This window comes from Arthrobacter sp. ES3-54 (genome assembly GCF_029504395.1).
GTDB lineage: Bacteria > Actinomycetota > Actinomycetes > Actinomycetales > Micrococcaceae > Arthrobacter.
Genome location: NZ_JAQFIF010000018.1, coordinates 43,749 through 62,294, shown reverse-complemented (window position 1 = coordinate 62,294; position 18,546 = coordinate 43,749). Strand labels below are relative to the sequence as shown.

Sequence of the window (18,546 nt, the reverse complement as noted above, 5' to 3'; positions counted from 1 at the left end):
GGGGGGGGGGGGGGGGGGGGGGGGGGGGGGGGGGGGGGGGGGGGGGGGGGGGGGCCCCCCCCCCCCCCCACTCCATGATGACCGGTTCCGACGGCGCCGGCGCAGGCCGCGCCGACACGACGGTACCGGACGCGCCTCAACCGATGGCGACGACGGACAGTTGGCTCAGGGTGACGTCCCCGCCGTCCGCCACGAGGCAGACGGTTCGCCCGCCGGGCGCCGGAAAGACCAGATCCGTAATGGTGCTCTCACCGTGCTGGGCAAACACTTCCACGGAGCAGTGATCCAGCACGATCTCCAGGGCCAGCACGCCGTCGCGAAGGGTCACCGGGCACGACTCGACGGAAGGAAACAGCGGATGGAAGCCCGCTTTGCCGGAGGCTGTCCGGTCCACTGCCAGTTCCCCGCCGGCCACGTCATAACGCAGCGTCGTCTGGCCCGTGACCTCGCCGGCGGGCCCGGTTTCGCGGAAGTCCAGACCAAAGCGGCGGGCGGTACCCGCCAGGAATTCCGCCCGGATGATCAGGGCCTCGCCGGACGAGGAGCTGTGCACAGGGTGCGAGGAATCCTCCACCGTCACGGCACTGGCAAGTTCAAAGACCCTGCCCCGGGACTCCGCCAGGTCCGGCAGGACCGGCTTTTGAATGAGCTGCGGCCAGCCGCCGACCATGGCCAGGCTCAGTTCCCGTGCGAGCGACATCGCTGACCGCCAGGGGCCGGTGGGCGTCTGGTTTGCATAGTCCCAGTTGCTCATCCAACCGATCACGATGCGCCGGTTCTCCGGGGCATTGCTGAAGGAGACGGCGGCGTAGTAGTCCCGTCCCCAGTCGAGCCACAGACAGTGTCTGAGATCCGTGGTCCCGTCGGCATCCGCCGGAACGAGTGAATCAAAGTCGGCGGTGAACTGCACCCCATCGAAGTCGCCGACGAAGTACTGCCCTCCCGAGCCGCCGGCCACGGCACCCGGGTTGATATTGACCACCAGGACCCACTTGACGCTGTCCGGGTCTCCGTCGACGGGGAGCGGGAACAGGTCGGGGCATTCCCATTCACCTCCTGTGGCGTTTGCAGGGCCGAAGGTGCTCAGGTATTCCCAGTCCTTGAGGTTGGCCGAGCGGTACAGCACAACCTGCTGGTGCTGGGCCTCCACCGCCACCATGACCCAGCAGGAACCGGCCGGTCCCTCGTAGCGGAACACCTTGGGGTCCCGGAAATGGGCCGAGCCGCGGCCAAGCACGGGGTTGCCTGCGTATTTGTTCCACGTCATGCCGGCGTCCGTGGAGAACGCGAGGGACTGGGCTTGTGTCCCTTGGTGCGCCGAGCCTTCCTTGAAGGCGCTCGTGTAGATGGCCACGAGGGCCGGATCTTCCTCTGTGCCGAATCCAGATGTATTGCCGTGGTCCACCACGATGCTGCCGGAAAAGACGTCTTCTTCCTCATCGCAGGCGATGGCAACCGGGTGTTCGGTCCAGTGCAGAAGGTCGGTTGAGGTGGCGTGTCCCCAGGACATGTTGCCCCAGACGTTGTCGAAGGGGTTGTTTTGGTAGAAGAGGTGGTAGACACCTTGGTGCCACACGAGTCCGTTGGGGTCGTTCAGCCACGTGTTCTTGGCTGTGTAGTGAAGTATCGGCCGGAAGTTGGGGGCGGTGTCTTCGGCGGGGCCGGCAGGGTGCGTTGTTGTGTCAGTCATCGGAGTTCTTTCGGGAAGTTTGGGCCAGTGCCAGGGATCGGATCAGTTCTGCCCGTGTTGGTGGATTCGCTCCGTGCCGTCCGACGGTTATCGCGGCGGCCAGCGAGGCGGCTGTTCCCACGCGGGTGAGCTTGCCATAGCCGAAATCGTCCTCGGGGTCCTCGATGAGGCCAGCGATGAGCGAGGACATGTAGGAGTCGCCTGCGCCGACAGTATCTTTGACGACCACTGTCGGTGCCGGCACTTCGATCTCGGCGGCATTCGACCGCAGATAGGATCCGGATGCGCCATCCGTGATGATTGCCAGTTCTGTCCCGAGATCAAGCAGCCGCCGCGCGACGTCGTGAGGGGACGTGCTGGGGTAGAGCCACTGGGCATCGTCCGTACTGAGCTTCACGACGGTAGCCAGGGCAACTGTGTGTTCGAAGGTCTTGAGTGCTTCAGCGGGGCTGCGGAGCAGTGTCGGGCGGATGTTGGGGTCGTACGTGATCAAGCAGCGGCGGGAGAACAGTTCCAGCAAGGACCTGACTTGGGTTGCTCCGGGTTCCATGAAGGAGGCCAGTGACCCCGTATGCAGCACCTTCGGGAGGAAAGTGGGGCTGATTTGGGGGAGGTTCCATTCGAAGTCGAATTCGTACTCTGCGGAACCGCTGCTGTCCAGAAGCGCCCTGGCAGTGGATGTGCGGTTGAGGTGTTCGGCTCCCGGAAGCAGGCGCACTCCCGCGGTGTCCAGGTGCCGTTGGATACTCTTGCTGCGTTCATCTCTGCCCAGTGCGGTGAGAAATGCGGTGCTGACGCCTAGCCGACCGAGTCCGAACGCGACGTTCATACCCGATCCGCCTGGGAACTCGACGGGCCCTGCGGCGGTGTCAATGATGTCGATTATGGCCTCGCCGACGACGACGACATCCGTTTCAGGGCATGGGGGAACTGGGGTGCTGCGCATTTGAGGTCCTTGGAGGGTTGTGCGCGTCTCTTACTGGACGCGCTCGAGGTCAGGTGTTGGCGTGTGTAGGCGAGTCCGGTGCTGCTCTACTGGAAGCGTCCTTATGTTTTGGGGAGCCGACGGAATCGCGAAGGACCATGGGACAGGGAAGAGCGGTCGGGTGAGCTGCGAACAGGTGCAGGTCAGTTTTTCCCTCGATTGCGTCGATCAGGTTTTCGGTTGCCCATGCGCCCATTTCGTAGTGGGGCAGGGCGACGGTTGTCAGTGCGGGGTAGAGGTTTTCGGCGATGAGTTGTTGGTTGTCGAAACCAACGAAGGAGATGTCGTCCGGAATCCTAAGACCAAGTTCCCCGGCGGCCCGGTACGCGCCCATGGCCATGCGGTCGTTGTAGCAGAACACGGCCGTGGGCCGGCTTTGGGGTTTCAGGAGGCGCAGCGCCGCCTGGTAGCCGCCGGGCACCTCCGAATGCTCGGACTGGACCAGTTCTTCGTGGAACGGCAGCCCGGCATTTGCCAGCGTGTCCTTGAAGGCCCTGAGTCGGGAGTGGGTTGCCGGCACGTCGTCTGTGTTGTTGAGCATGCCGATCCGGGTGTGTCCGGCGTCGATCAGGGTTTGCACGGCCGACCTTGCACCGCCGATTTCGTCGGGGATTACGGAGGAAACAGTGTGGCTGATGTCTTCGGAGTCCACCAGGACAGCCGGGAGTCCGACAAGGTTCTTGGGGACGGCCAGTTTGCGGTGATACATGGTGGCGTACAGGATGCCGTCCACCTGCCGGTCCAGCAGATCCGCCACATCACTTTCCCTGGAATCCTGGGAGCTGGTGCTGGTGGAGTTGATGATCATGAGGTTGTACCCGCGAGCACGTGCCGTCTCCTCGGCCCCCAAAATGATCCGGCCAGCGTGCGGTGTGGTGGCGATTTCCTCGCTGATGAACCCGATCATGCCCGAACGTTGGGTGCGAAGGGCCTGCGCCAGCCGGTTCGGCCCGTATCCGAGACGCTGCGCCGCTTCGTGGACCCGTTCCCTCGTCTCCACCCCCACCCGGGCGTAGACAACGTCATTGAGGACGTGGGAGACCGTCGTGACAGAGACGCCGGCTGCGGCTGCCACGTCCTTGATACCAACCGACTTGTTCATTGGTCTCCCACGTCCTTATGTTGATGCTGATTCTACGTCCGGGTAATTGCTGCGTGCGTTTTAATTCGACCCAGAGGCCGGATGGCGATCCCCGGGGGTCTCGCCGGGCCTGAGCGGGTTACTGGGCCACAAGTGCATGTGCCGCCTAGAAACTGACCGTGGGTGTGGCCCTAAAGGCGTTAAGAGCCCTATCTGCGATAACTTGGGCGTCACTTCCGGAATCAAGGATCGTATTCCGAGCTGATTCGGAATCGACCATGACGGCCGTAACGGCGAGGCCATCCGAAGCCTCGGTCGTCAACAGAGCGTCCACCTGAGCCGAGAAGCAGGAGTCACTTGACTTGGAGTGAACGTCCATCGCCACCACGTGGTTGTTGGAGACAAAATTGCCAACCCCGGCCATCAGCCGGATGATGACAGGCGTCGCACCTTTCGGCCGGATGCTCTGTGAGTCGATGATCTCGGAGAAGTGGTTGCCGACGACAGAGTTGTTGCTGCCGCTGACACAGAGAAGTCCGTAGAGGTCGTTCAGTCCGTTGTCGACTCCCAGGAAGGGCGTCCAGGGCTCATGGTCACGCAAGAAGTGATTCGTGGCCACGAGGTTCTCCGAACTATTCGCTGCGAGAATCAGCATCCCAGGGTAGAACGAATGCAAACGGTTGTTGGTGACGCTTGAACGCGTGACGCCGTCGAGATGGACGCTGCTCGCACCACGGGGGAAGACGTTGTTCGCGGTTATCAGGAGCCCGCCATGGTTCTCGGCGTAGATCGAGTGACCCTTGAAGCCTGCTCCGACCAAGTTGTCGGTGATCTTTGATGCCTGCCCCCACCCGCGCAGCTCGATGCAGCTTCCGCATTCAGCGATGAAGTTGTCGTGAACGGAAAGCGCGTCCGCGTTGTAAATAGTGAGAGCGTTCTCAAGGTAGACGAACCCCATGCCGGTTACGCGGAATGAGTCATTGGCGTTCGCGACATAGATACCGGTCTTGCCGTTGACGTAGGAGTTCTCCGGATGCATCCCCGCGCCATCCGAGTTGAAGTGCAACCCGTCGATGCAGAAGTTGGAGAACTCGACCGAGCTGATCCGCGGGCTCCCGCTTCGCTCAACGTAGAAGGCGGCTCCCTTGGATTCCTCCCCGTCTCCGCCGAGGGGAATGTCGACGAGAATGCGACTCCCTCCGGGCCACAGCTCATGCAAGTCGGGCCATTCGTCTTCGGGAACGTTGAACCGGATGCTCGACGACGTAAAGCCGTGTCCCGAGCCATGGATCCTGAGGAAGCTGACGTCGATCACCACCTGCGTACGAAGGTGGTAGTCCCCGGGCGGAATGTAGATCACCGCGCCTGGCTTTCCTCCATTGTTCGCATCGGTGACCGTCTGCCGGTCCTTGATGTCAGCGATGATGCTGTTGATTACTTCACCGACGTCCTCGGACGGATTGCCGACGGGCCACGTAGTCACGTCGTAGCAGTTGTTGCTTGACATAGGTTCTTCCCTTTGTGCTGTGGTTTCTCAGCCCTTGACGGCGCCGAGCGTCATGCCTGCGACGATCTTGCGCTGCAAGAGAAGCGTGAGAAGGATGACGGGGATCGAGAACACCGCCGCGAGTGCGGTCATGGATCCCCAGTCCAGTCCAAACTGGGTCTGGAAGTTGGCGATGACCACCGGGGTGGTCTGCGAGCGGACCGCGGTCATCAAGAGGGCGAAGAGGAACTCGTTCCAGGACGCCAGGAAGGCGAAGATCGCGGTGACCGCGATGCCGCCGGAGACCACCGGGATCACCACCCGCCAGAGGGCGCCGAGCCGGCTGCAGCCGTCGACCGTGGCTGCCTCCTCGAGGTCCCTGGGCACGGCCTCGAAGAAGCTGGCCATGAGCCAAATGGAGAGCGGCAGCGAAATCGTGGTGTGCGCGATCGCCAGGGCAATCGGCGTGTCCGCCAGGCCCGCGGAGGCCATCATGGACGCCAACGGGATGCCGATGGCGACCGGCGGGACCATCCGGGTGACCAGGGCGGCCATGATGAAGACCTGCCCGCTGGGAGTCTTGTACCGCGTGATGCCGTAGGCGGCCGGGACTGCGAGGACCAGCGACAGCAGCGTGCTGATCACCGCCGTCTGGACGCTGTTGATCATGGACGCCAGCACACCGCTGCGGCCGAGGGCCGACGTGTAGTTCTCCAGCGTCCACTCCCTGGGCAGGATGGTGGGCGGGACGGCGATCGTGTCGATTGGGGTCTTGAAGGAGGTCAGGACCAGGTACACGAACGGGAACCCGTAGACCACCAGGGCTGCGCCGAGGATGATCCACAGCAGCGTCCGGGTGCTGCGCCTGCCGGCTTCGAGGCCTTCCCTGTTCCGGCTCCGGCGCTTCCTGGTGCGTTCCGGCGCGGGCTGCCCGGCGGTACCGAGACGGGGGGCGGCGGAGACGAAACCGGAGTGACGGGGGCGGTAGTCGGTTGCCGGCTGGCCGGCGTCGGGCTTGGTGGAGGATTGGGCGCTCATCAGCTGTCCTTTCCGGGTCGCCAGATGGTCGTCACGGCTACGAAGGCGACGGCAAGCATGGCGATCAGGTAGATGGTGCCCATGGCGCTGGCCAGGCCGGGATCGCCGAAGCGGATCATGGTCCGGTAGATCAGCAGGCTCATGGTCTCGGAGGCGGAGTCGGGCCCGCCGTTAGTTTGGATGAGGATGGTGTCGAAGGCCCGGGCGGCGTCGATCCCGCGGACCACAAGAGCCACGGCGATCACGGGCCTCAGCAGCGGCAGGATGATCCGGAACAGCAGCGACGGTGCCTTGGCGCCGTCGAGCCGCGCCGCCTCGATCAGGTCCCCGGGGATGTTCTGGAGGCCGGCGAAGAGCACCAGGCACATGAACGACGTCGTGAGCCAGATATCGGGAATCGCGACGGAGAAGAGGACGATCGAGGGATCTGACAGCCAGCCGATCTGGTTCGGGTCGGACAGGATTCCTGCCTGGTGCAGCAGGGTTCCCACGAGCCCGAAGTTATCGATCATGAGGAACTTCCACAGCAGGCCGGCCACAATCGGGGCGATCATGAGCGGATAGAGGAAGAAGGTCCGCCAGACCTGCGACTGCTTGCCCAGCATCGTGAACAGCAGGGCCATGCCCAGGCCGAGGGCGAATTCAAGGCTGACGACGATCAGTGTGTAGGCAAGGGTCCGCCATCCGGCGGACGTGAATGCCTCGGAGGAGAACGCCTCGGCATAGTTCGCGAGGCCGATGAATTCCCGGGAACCGCCCACGACAGGGGAAATCTTGAAGAAGCTGTCGGTGATGAGCCGGACCAGTGGGTAGGCGACAAACACGGCGAGGAACACGGCTGCCGGGGCCATCAGGAAAAGCGCGAAGCGGCGATCAGGGATACGCACGGGAGTCTCTTTTGTTCGGTGACACTTTGGTGGATCTTCGTGGCCGGCACCGCTCCAGGCGGGCGCCGGCCACGAAGGGCTTACTTGATCAGGTCCTGGACCTTTTTCTTGGCCTCGGCGAGCAGGGCGGCGGTGTCCCCACCGGCAACTGCCTTCTGCAGCGTCGGCACCAGTACGGTGTCAACGATCTGCTGCCACTTCGCGGTGGAGGGGCGCGTGGCCGTGGCGTCGGCGCTCAGGGTCTGGATCAGGGGCTTGAAGCTTTCGTAGCCGGGCTTGTCCTGGTACTTCTCGAAGGCCGACATGCGCGCCGCCAGGCCCAGGGTGGACTCGATCCCGAGGTCGTTGTGGTCGTAGGCGCACTTGATGAACTTCTTGGCATTCTCGGCGTTCTTGGTGGCCTTCGGGACGGAGAGATACCACGGACCGGGGACGCCGGCGACCCCGGCGGATCCGCCGATCATGGCCGCGGTGCCCACCTTCCCGAAGACAGGAGCATCCTTGGGGATCTGGCGGTAGGCATGGGCCCAGAACCGGGTCATGGCCGTCTTGCCCTGGTTGAACAGGTTCTGTGCCGCTGCCCAGTCCACCTGGGCCGCGCCTGTCGGGGCGGACTTGACCAGGCTGGTGTAGAAGTCGAGGGCTTCCTTGTGGGCGGCGTTATCGATGATGACGTTGTTGTTGGCATCGATAACCATCGGCGAGCCCGCCTGGAGCACGTGCGCCATCCATTCGGTCTCCACGGCGCCCTTGACGTCGGTGCCGTACATTCCGTCCTTCGTGAAGAATTCGGATATCTCTTGGTACTGCTTCCACGTGGTGGGCGCAGCGAGGTCGTACCCGTACTTGGCCTTGAAGTCCGCCTTGTTCTTGGCGTCCTCAAACAGGTCCTTGCGGTAGAGGATGATTTCGGAGTTGGTCCAGGCCGGCATGCCGATGAAGTGCCCGTCCACCTGGGCTTCCTTCACGAGGGCGGGAAAGATGTCTTTCTTGGCCTCGGCGGTGAACAGCTCGTCGATCGGCTGGACAGCATCTTTGAAGTTCGGCAGCCAGACGGAGTCCAGCGCTGCGACGTCAAAGGAGACTGTTCCGGACGAGAATTCGCTGGAAAGCCGGTTGAAGAGCCCGTCGTAGGGCAGTTCAACGAAGGTTGTTTCAAGGCCGGTTTCCGCCTTGCATTTGTCTGCCACTCCGGCGAGTTCGGCGTGGCCGCCGGCCTCGACGAGGACGGTGACGGCCGACGTGGCGTTGCCTGGGGCGGCTGCTGGACCCCCAGCCCCGCAACCGGTGGCGGCCAGCAGGACAGCCGCGGAAAGGCTGCCAATGCCGGCAAGCCTGGAGATCGTTTTTCGAGAGGACATCGCTGTCGGCTCCCTTTCTCTTGAACGGAAACTCAGAGATCGAATGGGGTTGAAAAATCGTTTTGCTAAAACGACTTGGCACACAGCGTAAGGAGTTCCGATTCAGTGTGTCAAGAGTCACGCCGAACAAGTCTTCCCTCCTGACGCCCCCGCTGGCAGCGGCCGCAATGTGAGGCCCAGCTGTTTGAAGAAAGGTTTTGGCATATTGTGGCGGATTTGAGAGGTTTTGGCGGCGATATTTCACGTCGTGGCCAGGACGCCCGCCGCTTGTCGGCGCCAGGGCCGGGGGAACACGGTCACGTCTGGGGCCGCGGCACTGCCGCGGCATACGCCTTGGTCCACAGCCCTAAAACGGGCCTCGTAATTTAGGATCTTTTCCATACTTTTGGCGATGGTGGCTGGATAGCATGAGGTGTCCGGACAAAGCAGTCCGGGCGGGTGCCGATGTCAGAAGGAAGCCCATGGCCGCAGCTACAGTGGACGACATCCTCGCGGATCTCCCCCTCGGTTTCGCCAGCCTGATGCTTCGGCCGTCCCGCACGGACGCGGCGATCGAACGCTTTCTAATAGTTGACGCCGACGACGAGACCGCGGACGGCGGGTCTGCGTTTGTCCTGCTGATCGGCGTGCGCGGACGCTCCGCCTTGCCGGCGGTGCGGCGCCTCTTGAAAAGCCCTCCCCTGGTCCTGGCGGTCAAGGGCAGCCACGAGGAACTGGCGGAAGCGGAAGAGCTGCTGCGCGCCGCCGGAACCGGGCTGCTGCTGGTGGACCCGGCGGCAGACTGGGACCGCTTGCTGTCCATCGCCAAGGACAGGATCCAACCGCCCAGCTACCAGAGCGAAGTACTGACCCTGCTCGAAGAAGACCTCTTCGCCATCGCCCAGACCACGGCCCGCCTGACCTCCAGCCACGTGGTGATCGAGGACGCCGCCAACAAGGTCCTGGCGTACTCCACGGTCACCAACGCCATTGACGAGCTGCGCAAAGCCTCGATTCTGGCCCGGCGCGGCCCGCGCAAGTACGAACTTCTGCTCAAGGACCTCGGGGCCTACCGTGAGCTGCACCGGACGCGCCTGCCGGTCCGGGTGCCCGCCCGGCCTCAGGACGGCCTGCGGGAGCGCGTCGCCGTCAGCCTGTTCGCCGGCGACCGCATCATGGGCTATATCTGGCTTCAGGAAACCGGCGGCGGCTTCGGCGACGACGTCGACTACGTGCTCACCGGCTCAGCCGCGCGGGCCTCCGCCGAGCTGATCCGGTACCGCAACCAGCAGTCCGTGCACATGCGCGAGGACCGGATCGTGCGCCTCCTCTCGGGTCCCGCCGAGGCTGCGGCGAGCGCACACAGCGAGAAAATCCCTGCGGACCGTCCCGCGGCCCTGATCCTGATTGGCCTCTCGGCGTCCGAAGCCCAGGAGAACGACGCCGCACTCAAACACGGCGAGCTGGCCAACCTCGCTTCAATCCATGCGGCCGCCTACAAGCCCTCAGCCATCGTGGGACAGTTTCGTGGCGACACCGCTGTGATCCTTCCCGGACTCCAGTCCGCCAACGCCGGCGCCGGGCTGCGGAGCCTGGCCGAGGCAATCGTCAAGGACGCCAACAAGCACCTCGGCATCAGCACCTTTGCCGCCGTCGGACCCACGGCCGCCGACCTGCTCTCCCTCCATTCCGTGACCGGAATATCCGAGGCCCTGCTGGGCTGCATGCGCCGGTCCGGCGAAGCCCCGGTGGCCGAGGTGGACGACTTCGAAGCCGAGATCCTCTTCCACGACGCCGTGGAGAACTTTACGACGGCGGCCTTTCGGCACCGCAGCCTCTGGGCCCTGCTCCGCGACGACGCGGAACTGGCCGTAACCCTGCGTGCATTCTTCGACGCGTCACTCGACGTGGCCGAGTGCGCCAAGCGGATGCAGCTGCATAAGAACACCGTCTACTACCGGATCGGCAAGGTCAGCCGGATCACCGACCTGGACTTCGGCAATCCCCGCCATTCGCTGGTCGCGCTGCTGCATGTGCAGGAATGGGCCGGCACGCAGAAGGAGCACTCGGGCCAGAAATGATGACAACACTTGATTCGCCGCCGCTTGGCTTGTTGCTGGCTGACATTGTCCGCGGCCACCGGCCCCGGACGGAAGCGGGGTCAGTTCCCGCAAACATTCCCCACCTGCAGTCCCCACCGTTCGACCGTTTCGGCATCGCGGTTGCCACGACGTCCGGGGAAGTATTCAGGTCCGGCGACGCCGATCTTCCGTTCTCCATCCAGAGCATCTCCAAGGTCTTCACCCTGGCGATGGCCCTCAGCGCCGATGACTCCGGCTCGTTGTGGTCCAGGGTCCTGCGCGAGCCGTCAGGGACCTCCTTCAACTCCCTGGTCCAGCTTGAAGTCGAGCACGGGATCCCGCGGAACCCCTTCATCAACTCCGGCGCCCTGGTGGTCACCGACCACCTGATGGAAAGATCTCCGGACGCCGCCGCTCAGGTCCTGCGTTTCCTCACCGGCCAGGTCGGTCAGCCGGGTCCTTTCATCGACGAGATCGCCGCAAGGAGCGAACTCTCCAGCAGCAGCCGCAACCTGGCCCTCGCCCACTTCCTGAAGGAATTCGGCAACCTGCGGCGGCCCGCGCAGGCAGTGGTCGAGAACTACGTCAGGCAGTGCTCAATCATGATGACCTGCGTGGAAGTCGCCAAGGCGGGCCTTTTCCTCGCACAGGATGGCCGCGGAGCGCAGGGCGCGGTGATCTCCAGGAGCGAGGCCAAGCGCATCGGCTCCATCATGCTGACCTGCGGCATGTATGACGCCGCCGGCGAGTTTGCCTACCGCGTGGGACTTCCGGGGAAAAGCGGTGTGGGCGGCGGCATCCTGGCGATCGTCCCCGGCGAGTGCGCCATCTGCGTCTGGAGCCCGCGGCTGGATTCCAAGGGAAATTCCCTGGCAGGCACGGCGGCTCTCGCTGACCTGTCCGACCGCACCGGGTGGTCGATCTTCTGATCTGACGCCTGGCTGTACCCCACAATCTCCCTCCAGAACCCATTTAGATCTCTGACAGATCGAAAGGAACACCCATGCCCAACAACCCCAACGACGAGGTTGGCTTGTACCAGGCTGATGGTGGCCACGCCCACGCTTCGGATGCCTTGATCCACGCGGAGGACTCGGGATACCACAAGAGCCTGAAGCCCCGGCAGATCCAGATGATCGCGATCGGCGGCGCCATCGGAACCGGCCTGTTCCTGGGCGCCGGCGGCCGGCTCAACGCGGCCGGCCCGTCACTGGTCATCGCCTACGCCGTCTGCGGCTTCTTCGCGTTCCTGATCCTGCGCGCCCTGGGAGAACTGGTGCTGCACCGGCCCTCGTCAGGATCGTTCGTGTCCTACGCCCGCGAATTCTACGGAGAGAAAGCCGCGTTCATCTCCGGCTGGTTCTATTGGATCAACTGGGCCACCACCACCATCGTGGACATCACCGCCGCGGCCCTCTACATGAACTTCTTCGGCAAATATATCCCCTGGATGGGGGCCGTACCGCAGTGGGCGTGGGCGCTGATCGCCCTCGTCGTGGTCCTCTGCCTCAACCTCGTCTCCGTCAAGGTGTTCGGCGAGCTCGAGTTCTGGTTCGCCCTGATCAAGGTCGCGGCCCTCGTCGCGTTCCTGTTGGTCGGCACCTACTTCGTCATGTTCGGCACCCCCGTGGAAGGCCAGGAAGTCGGATTCAGTCTCATCACCGACAATGGCGGCCTCTTCCCCAACGGCCTGCTGCCCATGATCATCCTCATGCAGGGCGTGCTGTTCGCCTACGCCTCGATCGAACTGATCGGTACCGCCGCCGGTGAAACCGAAAACCCCGAAAGGATCATGCCCAAGGCCATCAACTCCGTGGTCTTCCGGATCGCCGTCTTCTACGTCGGCTCGGTCATTCTGCTCGCCCTGCTGCTGCCCTACACCTCGTATGAAAAAGGCGTCAGCCCGTTTGTGACGTTCTTCGGATCCATCGGTATCCAGGGCGTGGACGTCATCATGAACCTCGTGGTCCTCACGGCCGCCCTGTCCTCGCTGAACGCCGGTCTATACTCCACCGGCCGCATCCTGCGTTCCATGTCAGTGGCCGGATCGGCCCCGAAGTTCGCCCAGCGGATGAACAAGGCCGGCGTCCCCTACGGCGGCATCGCCATCACCGCCGGCGTCTCCCTCCTTGGGGTCCCTCTGAACTACCTGGTCCCCGGCCAGGCGTTCGAGATCGTCCTGAACGTCGCCTCTGTAGGCATCGTCGTCACCTGGGCCACTATCGTGCTCTGCCAGATCCAGCTCCAACGGTGGGCGGCCAAGGGCTGGCTTGAGCGCCCCTCTTTCCGGATGTTCGGCGCCCCCTACACCGGGTACCTCTCCCTGGCATTCCTGCTCGGCGTGCTCGTCATGGTCTTCATCGACTCCCCGATCACGCTGCTGGTGACCCTGGTGGCCTGCGCGCTGATGGTAGCCGGCTGGTACGCCTGCCGGAAACAGATCCACGACATCGCCGAAACCCGCGACGGCTTCACGGGCGCCGCGCCCGTGCTGGCCAACCGGACTTCAATTCGCTAATCGAACATCCCGGTGCCGACTAGTCCCACAACCCGACACACAACGTGAAAGCCTCCATGAGGCCACGAAACCCGCTCAGTCCCGGCCGAACTAGCACTCTGCAGGAACTCGACCCGCCAGCCGCAAACACAGGCAAGCCGCCGGCGTCGAACGACAGTTGCGAAGACGGCTGCTTCTTCTGTACCGGACCGGAAACAGACTAGGCACCACCAACCGTTCCGCTGGATTCAGTGGACATGCCATGCCCGCAAACCCAACCCAAGAAGACAAGTAATGATGAAAACGGAGTCTGCATCCACCATGACCGCAACCGACACGCACCCAGTTGAAGGCGACACCACCAAACCCCTGCAGACGGCCCCAGCGGCCATCTTGGACAACTTTAACGGCAGCAGCGCCCTCAAGTCCGCCGGCCACGTGATTGTTGATTCGCTCATGGCGCACGGGGTGGAACGCACCTTTGTTGTTCCGGGGGAAAGCTTCCTGGACGTCCTCGACGGGCTGCACGGCTCGGACATCGAGACCGTGGTCTGCCGGCACGAGGGCGGCGCCGCGTACATGGCCGAGGCCGACGGCAAGCTGAACCAGCGTCCCGGCGTCGCCATGGTCACGCGGGGACCCGGGGCAGCGAACGCCCACGTGGGCCTGCACACCGCCTGGCAGGACTCCACTCCGATGCTGCTCTTTGTTGGACTGATTCCGTTTGCGCACCGGGACCGCGAGGCGTTCCAGGAGTTCGACATCAAGGCGTGGTTCGACACGGGCGCCAAACGTGTGATGGTCCTCGACCACCCAGAGCGGGCCTCCGAGATTGTCGCGGAGGCAATGTTCGCGGCCATGAGTGGCCGTCCCGGCCCAGTGGTAGTGGGCCTGCCGGAGGACATCATCCGCGCACAGATTGATCCGGCCCTGCACCCGCCCATCCCGGTGGCCGGGGGCGGGATGAGCAGGACGGACGCTGGCGCTCTCGCCGAAGCCCTGGCACAGGCCAGGAAGCCGCTCTTTGTCACCGGCGGGAACGACTGGACCCAGGAAGCAGCCGTGGAGCTCACCCGGTGGCTCGAGAAGCACCATATTCCGGCCGCGGCGGAATGGCGCACGCAGGGGACCGTCTCCTTCGACTCCCCCAGCTATGTGGGACCGATCGGCTACGGCCGGCCCCGCCCCACCTACGATCTCCTGGAGGAAACCGATCTGCTCGTTTTCGTCGGGACGTTCCCAGGGGACGTGATCACTGACGGCTTTGTCTGCCGGCAAGACTGGAACAAGAAGAACTTCCTGGTCAGCATCGATCCCTCGCTGCGTGGCCGCTCCGGCCCGGTCTCCCGCCAGATTCTGGCCAAACCGGAGGCTTTCGTCCGGGATCTGGTCGACATCGACTTGCCGATCAAGGAGGAATGGAAGGCGTGGACGGCCCGGATGCGCGCCGAGCAACAGTCCTTCGCCAGCCTGCCGCCGTCGACACCCGGCGACGGGCCCGCGAAGATGGACACCCTGATGGCGAACCTCGTCCCGCTGCTGCCCGAGGATGCCCTGGTGACGTTCGGGGCGGGCGAGCACACTAACTGGGCGCACCGGTACTTCCCCACCCGGCGCTACGCCTCGATGATCAGCGCCCGGAACGGCTCCATGGGGTACTCGGTGCCCTCGGCGATCGCCGCCTCGCTGGCCAGTCCGGAGCGGCGGGTGGTCACCATCGCCGGCGACGGGGAATTCTTGATGAACGGGCAGGAGCTCGCCACGGCCGCCCAGTACGGAGCCACGCCGCTCATCATCGTGATGGACAACCAGGAGTACGGCACCATCCGCACCCACCAGGAACGCCACTACCCGTCCCGGGTGTCGGGGACCCAGCTGAAGAACCCCGACTTCGGCATGATGGCCCGGGCGTTCGGCGGATTCGGCATCAAGGTCACCGAGGACAAGGACGTGCCGGCCGCCCTGGAGGATGCCCTGGCCGCCATTGACCAGGACGGTGTGTTCGCCCTCGTCCACCTCGTCGTCGAACAGCGGGTCAGGGCCTACTAGATTGCGCCTGACTAGATCGCGGCCGGGACCTAGTAATACCGGGTTGCGCTATCAGTCCTAGTCGCCATTCGGCGCCCAAAGTCAACTGGTGGGAGCAACGGGTGGTTGGCGGGGTGCTTAGACGGGCGACCACACGCCGTCGGACGTGAGGACCGCACCGGCAGCCGCAAGCGTCGACCCGTCCCGCGGCTACTCCCCCGTCTCGCCGCCTATTCCCCCGTCTCGCCGTCTAGGGCTTCGCGGAGGAGGTCGGCGTGGCCGTTGTGCCGGGCATACTCCTCGATCATGTGGCACAGGATCCAGCGCAGGCTCGGTGCCGAACCGTCTTGCCACGGGCGCCTGGCCAACTGGTCCAGGCCGCCGCCGGCCAGGGCTTCCGCGACGCGGATCTGGGACCGATCCACCGCGTCCTGCCACAGGGTGCGCAGCTGGTCCGGAGTGTCCCCGGCGGCGGAATGCCATTCCCAGTCCGGGTTGGCCTTCCAATCCACGGTGTCGAACGGGGCCTCCCGGTCCCTCGCGTGCAGGGAATGGGAAAACCAAGCGCTCTCCACGTAAGCCATGTGCTTCAGCAGCCCGCCCAGCGTCATCGATGAGGCAGCGGTAGTGGCCCCGAAGCCGGCGGCGTCCAGTCCGGCGCACTTCCACGCCAGCGTGGCCCGCTGAAAGTCCAGGAAGCCCAGGAGGGTCGCGGCTTCGTCGCCTGCAAGGGGAGGTTCCGGGCGGCCCTGCTCGTCAACAATTGTCATGCGCGTGAGTCTAGCGGCGCGGCATCCGGCGGCCTTGTGCCGCGCCGGTGCAGTCCGCCGGCCCCGCCGGCCCCCCAGCCTCGAACTCGCCGGAAACTCTCCGCTTCGCCGGAACATTACGGCGAGCCGGCACCCTTCCGGCGACTTCGACGGCGGGCGTGGGCGACGGCGGGCGTGCGTGGGCGACGGCCGGCGTGGGCGACTTCGACGGCGGCATCCTAGCCCGGCGTGACAGCACCCGTCGCGGCCGTCCGCCCGGAAGACCGCGGCACCCGCACCGACCACATGGCGCGACGGCGGATGACGTACTCGGCCACCGCAACGTTGATCGCCCAGGCCGCCCCCAGGAGCACTGCCCGGGTCGGCTCGTCGGGCGGCCCCACCAGCAGTATCCACGGCAGACCCGTCAGCGCCTGCGTTCCCGCGGCGACGCCGATCGCGTAGCCCCGTGTCATCCACGCGCCGTGCTGCACAAAGTCCCGGCGCACAATCGCGGCGACTCCCAGGACGATGCTCGCTGCCATGGCCGAGCCGAAGACGAGCCGCAGGACGAAAAGCGCGGGCCCGTCGCCGGGCGGCAGCGGATAAAAGAGGGTCATCCACAAACCGGACAGGGCGGCCAGCAGGCCTGCCGGCGCCAGGATGCGGCCAGCCACCCGGTGCCAGCCGCGGCGTCCCCGCAGTGCAGGGAGGAATTGGAACGCCCCGAGCAGGCTGTAGATGGTGACGCTGAGAATGTGCGTCACCACAGGGACGGGCGAGGCGAAGAATCGGGCGTTCTGGGCAGTGACGACGGCGCCTCCGGTCAGTTCCGTCAGCCGCGCCGCGCCCGCGATCACCGGGATGAGGCTGAGAAGGATCAATCCGGCGGGCACGGGCCACTGCGGGCGGCGGCGGACACGGGGCACGGGGGCGCTGCTGGCTTGAGTAGTCACGGCGGTCCTTGGCTGGGAAGATCTGACGGCGGTAGTACATGGGCCGTGGTGTACGGCGTACACCTGATGCGACCACGCTAGGTGTACGGCGTACACTTGTCAACAGGGAAGCCGTAAGGGAAAGGTGGTCGGATGACCCAGCAAGCGGAGCGCACTCGCCGGATCCCGTTGAGCCGTGACCGCGTCCTAACTGCCGCCGTCGCGCTGGCCGATGAGGTGGGGATCGAGGCGCTGAGCATGCGCCGGCTGGCGCAGGAACTCGGCGTCGTGCCGATGGCGCTCTACAAGCACGTGGCCAACAAGGAGGAACTCCTCGACGGCATGGTGGACGCCCTTGTCAGCGAGATCGATCCTCCCGTCCGCGATGTCGGCTGGAAGAACGCCGTCCGTCTGAGGGTGCTCTCGGCGCGGCGGGCACTCCTGATGCACCCGTGGGGCCGACAGGTATTGGAGTCGCGCACCAACAAGACACCGGCCGTCCTTGGCTACATGGACTCGTTCATCGGCATGTTCCTGGCCGGCGGCTTCTCCGTGGACCTGACCCACCACGTCATGCATGCCCTCGGCAGCCGCATGTGGGGGTTCACCCAGGAGCTGTTCGACGACTCCGCCGGCGGAGACGCGGAGGCGCCAGCGGCTCTTCCGCCCGAGGCGCAGGCCGCCATGTTCCGGGAGATGGCCGAGCGGTATCCGAACATCCTGAAAGTCGCCACCGCCTCCGCGCACAAAGACTCTGCGGTGGGACAGGGGTGCGATGACCAGTTCGAGTTCGAGTTCGCCCTCGATCTGCTCCTGGACGGCTTTGAGCGGCTTCACCGCCAGCACTGGACCTCTAATCCGTAAAAACCCCTGCCCGGCAAAGGCTCCGACGCCGGCACGGTCCTAGCTGCCGCTAGTCCTCCAGGAACCGCAGCAGGTACGGGACAGCGGTCCGCATGGCCCGCAGGTCGCCGCCGCTGGCGGCCTGCTCGCCGAGGTAGTCGCCGTGGCTGCCGGGCACGATCATCAGGCGCGCCCCTGGAATGACTTGGGACATGCGGACGGCGTGTTCCGCACTGACGACGTCGCGGTCTGCGCTCAGCACCAGGGTGCGGGCCGTGATGCGGCGCAGGTCGTCGTCCGGCCAGCCGGGGAAGGTCAGGATCCGCTGGCGGTCCAGCTCGAACATTCGCTCGAGGTGCCCGGGCTCCGGGCTGAGCCGGCGGTCGGCGTCCTTGTACGCCTCCGGCATGTCATCGAGCGTGGCCTTCGCCATCCCGTCCCAGAACCCGTCGGCCACAGCGTCGCGGCTGACAAAGGTGGAAGCGGCGATGAGGCACCGCACGTACGCCGGATGCCGCATGGCCAGCGCCAGCGCGGTGTGGCCTCCGGCGCTGAACCCGAGCACATCCACGGACTTTACGTTGAGCTCATCCAGTACGGCTTTGACGTCCTCGGCCGAGTCTTCGGCGGTGAGCGGCCGGCCGGTGGCCGCAGTCCGGCCGTGGCCTTCCTCGTCGACGGCGATCACCTGGCGGCTCTCGGCCAGCAGCGCCGGGATGAGCCCAGCGAAGCTGGTCTCGATGGTGGAGCCTCCACCGGGGATCAGGAGCAGCGGCGGCTGGTCGGCCAGCGCGTGGCCATGGACCTCGTAGTACATGCGGAGGTCGCCGTTCGCCGCGTAACCGTGAGTGAATGCCACAGGGCATGTTACCGCCGCGCGGGCCGGGCTGAACAGGGGCTTTGCGA

General features: G+C 65.0%; 15 protein-coding genes. 5 read left to right on the top strand and 10 right to left on the bottom strand.

What is annotated here, in order from left to right; genetic code table 11:
* Window positions 1-136 precede the first annotated feature (136 nt).
* The 7 genes from M2428_RS20110 to M2428_RS20080 all read right to left on the bottom strand — a co-directional run bounded on the left by M2428_RS20110 (window position 137) and on the right by M2428_RS20080 (window position 8,528).
* The gene (locus M2428_RS20110; protein WP_277527739.1) at window positions 137-1,690 is read right to left on the bottom strand and encodes a glycoside hydrolase family 32 protein; all 1,554 of its coding nucleotides are present in this window, start codon (window positions 1,688-1,690) and stop codon (window positions 137-139) included.
* Complete coding sequence (locus M2428_RS20105) at window positions 1,683-2,636, bottom strand: carbohydrate kinase (RefSeq protein ID WP_277527738.1); 954 nt, start codon at window positions 2,634-2,636, stop codon at window positions 1,683-1,685. The genes M2428_RS20110 and M2428_RS20105 overlap by 8 nt, the downstream gene beginning before the upstream one ends.
* 49 nt (window positions 2,637-2,685) lie before the next feature.
* Entirely contained in the window at window positions 2,686-3,777 is a 1,092-nt protein-coding gene (locus M2428_RS20100) for a LacI family DNA-binding transcriptional regulator (protein WP_277527737.1), read from the bottom strand.
* 145 nt (window positions 3,778-3,922) lie between these two features.
* Window positions 3,923-5,263, bottom strand: a complete 1,341-nt coding sequence (locus tag M2428_RS20095; protein ID WP_277527736.1) for a right-handed parallel beta-helix repeat-containing protein — start codon at window positions 5,261-5,263, stop codon at window positions 3,923-3,925.
* Window positions 5,264-5,290: 27 nt separating this feature from the next.
* Window positions 5,291-6,280, bottom strand: a complete 990-nt coding sequence (locus M2428_RS20090) for a carbohydrate ABC transporter permease (protein ID WP_277527735.1) — start codon at window positions 6,278-6,280, stop codon at window positions 5,291-5,293.
* Window positions 6,280-7,167, bottom strand: coding sequence for a sugar ABC transporter permease (locus M2428_RS20085; RefSeq protein WP_277527734.1), 888 nt, complete (start codon window positions 7,165-7,167; stop codon window positions 6,280-6,282). The genes M2428_RS20090 and M2428_RS20085 overlap by 1 nt, the downstream gene beginning before the upstream one ends.
* An 80-nt stretch (window positions 7,168-7,247) precedes the next feature.
* Complete coding sequence (locus M2428_RS20080) at window positions 7,248-8,528, bottom strand: extracellular solute-binding protein (RefSeq protein WP_277527733.1); 1,281 nt, start codon at window positions 8,526-8,528, stop codon at window positions 7,248-7,250.
* A 461-nt stretch (window positions 8,529-8,989) separates the two neighbouring features.
* On the opposite strand from M2428_RS20080, the gene M2428_RS20075 reads away from it, so the two are divergent.
* From M2428_RS20075 to M2428_RS20060, 4 genes are all read left to right on the top strand, one after another.
* Window positions 8,990-10,588: a helix-turn-helix domain-containing protein gene (locus M2428_RS20075; protein ID WP_277527732.1), complete on the top strand. Its 1,599-nt coding sequence runs from the start codon at window positions 8,990-8,992 to the stop codon at window positions 10,586-10,588.
* The gene (locus M2428_RS20070) at window positions 10,585-11,517 is read left to right on the top strand and encodes a glutaminase (RefSeq protein ID WP_277527731.1); all 933 of its coding nucleotides are present in this window, start codon (window positions 10,585-10,587) and stop codon (window positions 11,515-11,517) included. Before M2428_RS20075 ends, M2428_RS20070 begins: the two co-directional genes overlap by 4 nt.
* A 74-nt stretch (window positions 11,518-11,591) precedes the next feature.
* Entirely contained in the window at window positions 11,592-13,106 is a 1,515-nt protein-coding gene (locus M2428_RS20065; RefSeq protein WP_277527730.1) for an amino acid permease, read from the top strand.
* A gap of 300 nt (window positions 13,107-13,406) precedes the next feature.
* The gene (locus M2428_RS20060; protein WP_277527729.1) at window positions 13,407-15,134 is read left to right on the top strand and encodes a thiamine pyrophosphate-dependent enzyme; all 1,728 of its coding nucleotides are present in this window, start codon (window positions 13,407-13,409) and stop codon (window positions 15,132-15,134) included.
* A 209-nt stretch (window positions 15,135-15,343) separates the two neighbouring features.
* Here the strand turns inward: M2428_RS20060 and M2428_RS20055 are convergent, their stop codons facing one another.
* Both M2428_RS20055 and M2428_RS20050 read right to left on the bottom strand, forming a co-directional pair.
* Window positions 15,344-15,883: a DinB family protein gene (locus M2428_RS20055; RefSeq protein ID WP_277527728.1), complete on the bottom strand. Its 540-nt coding sequence runs from the start codon at window positions 15,881-15,883 to the stop codon at window positions 15,344-15,346.
* Window positions 15,884-16,101: 218 nt separating this feature from the next.
* Window positions 16,102-16,818, bottom strand: coding sequence for a DUF2306 domain-containing protein (locus M2428_RS20050; protein ID WP_277527727.1), 717 nt, complete (start codon window positions 16,816-16,818; stop codon window positions 16,102-16,104).
* Window positions 16,819-16,950: 132 nt separating this feature from the next.
* Between M2428_RS20050 and M2428_RS20045 the strand changes: the two genes are divergently transcribed.
* Window positions 16,951-17,661 (top strand): TetR/AcrR family transcriptional regulator C-terminal domain-containing protein, encoded by a 711-nt coding sequence (locus M2428_RS20045; RefSeq protein ID WP_277527726.1) that lies wholly within the window; start codon window positions 16,951-16,953, stop codon window positions 17,659-17,661.
* A 49-nt stretch (window positions 17,662-17,710) separates the two neighbouring features.
* Here the strand turns inward: M2428_RS20045 and M2428_RS20040 are convergent, their stop codons facing one another.
* The gene (locus tag M2428_RS20040; RefSeq protein WP_277527725.1) at window positions 17,711-18,499 is read right to left on the bottom strand and encodes an alpha/beta fold hydrolase; all 789 of its coding nucleotides are present in this window, start codon (window positions 18,497-18,499) and stop codon (window positions 17,711-17,713) included.
* Between the last annotated feature and the right edge of the window lie 47 nt (window positions 18,500-18,546).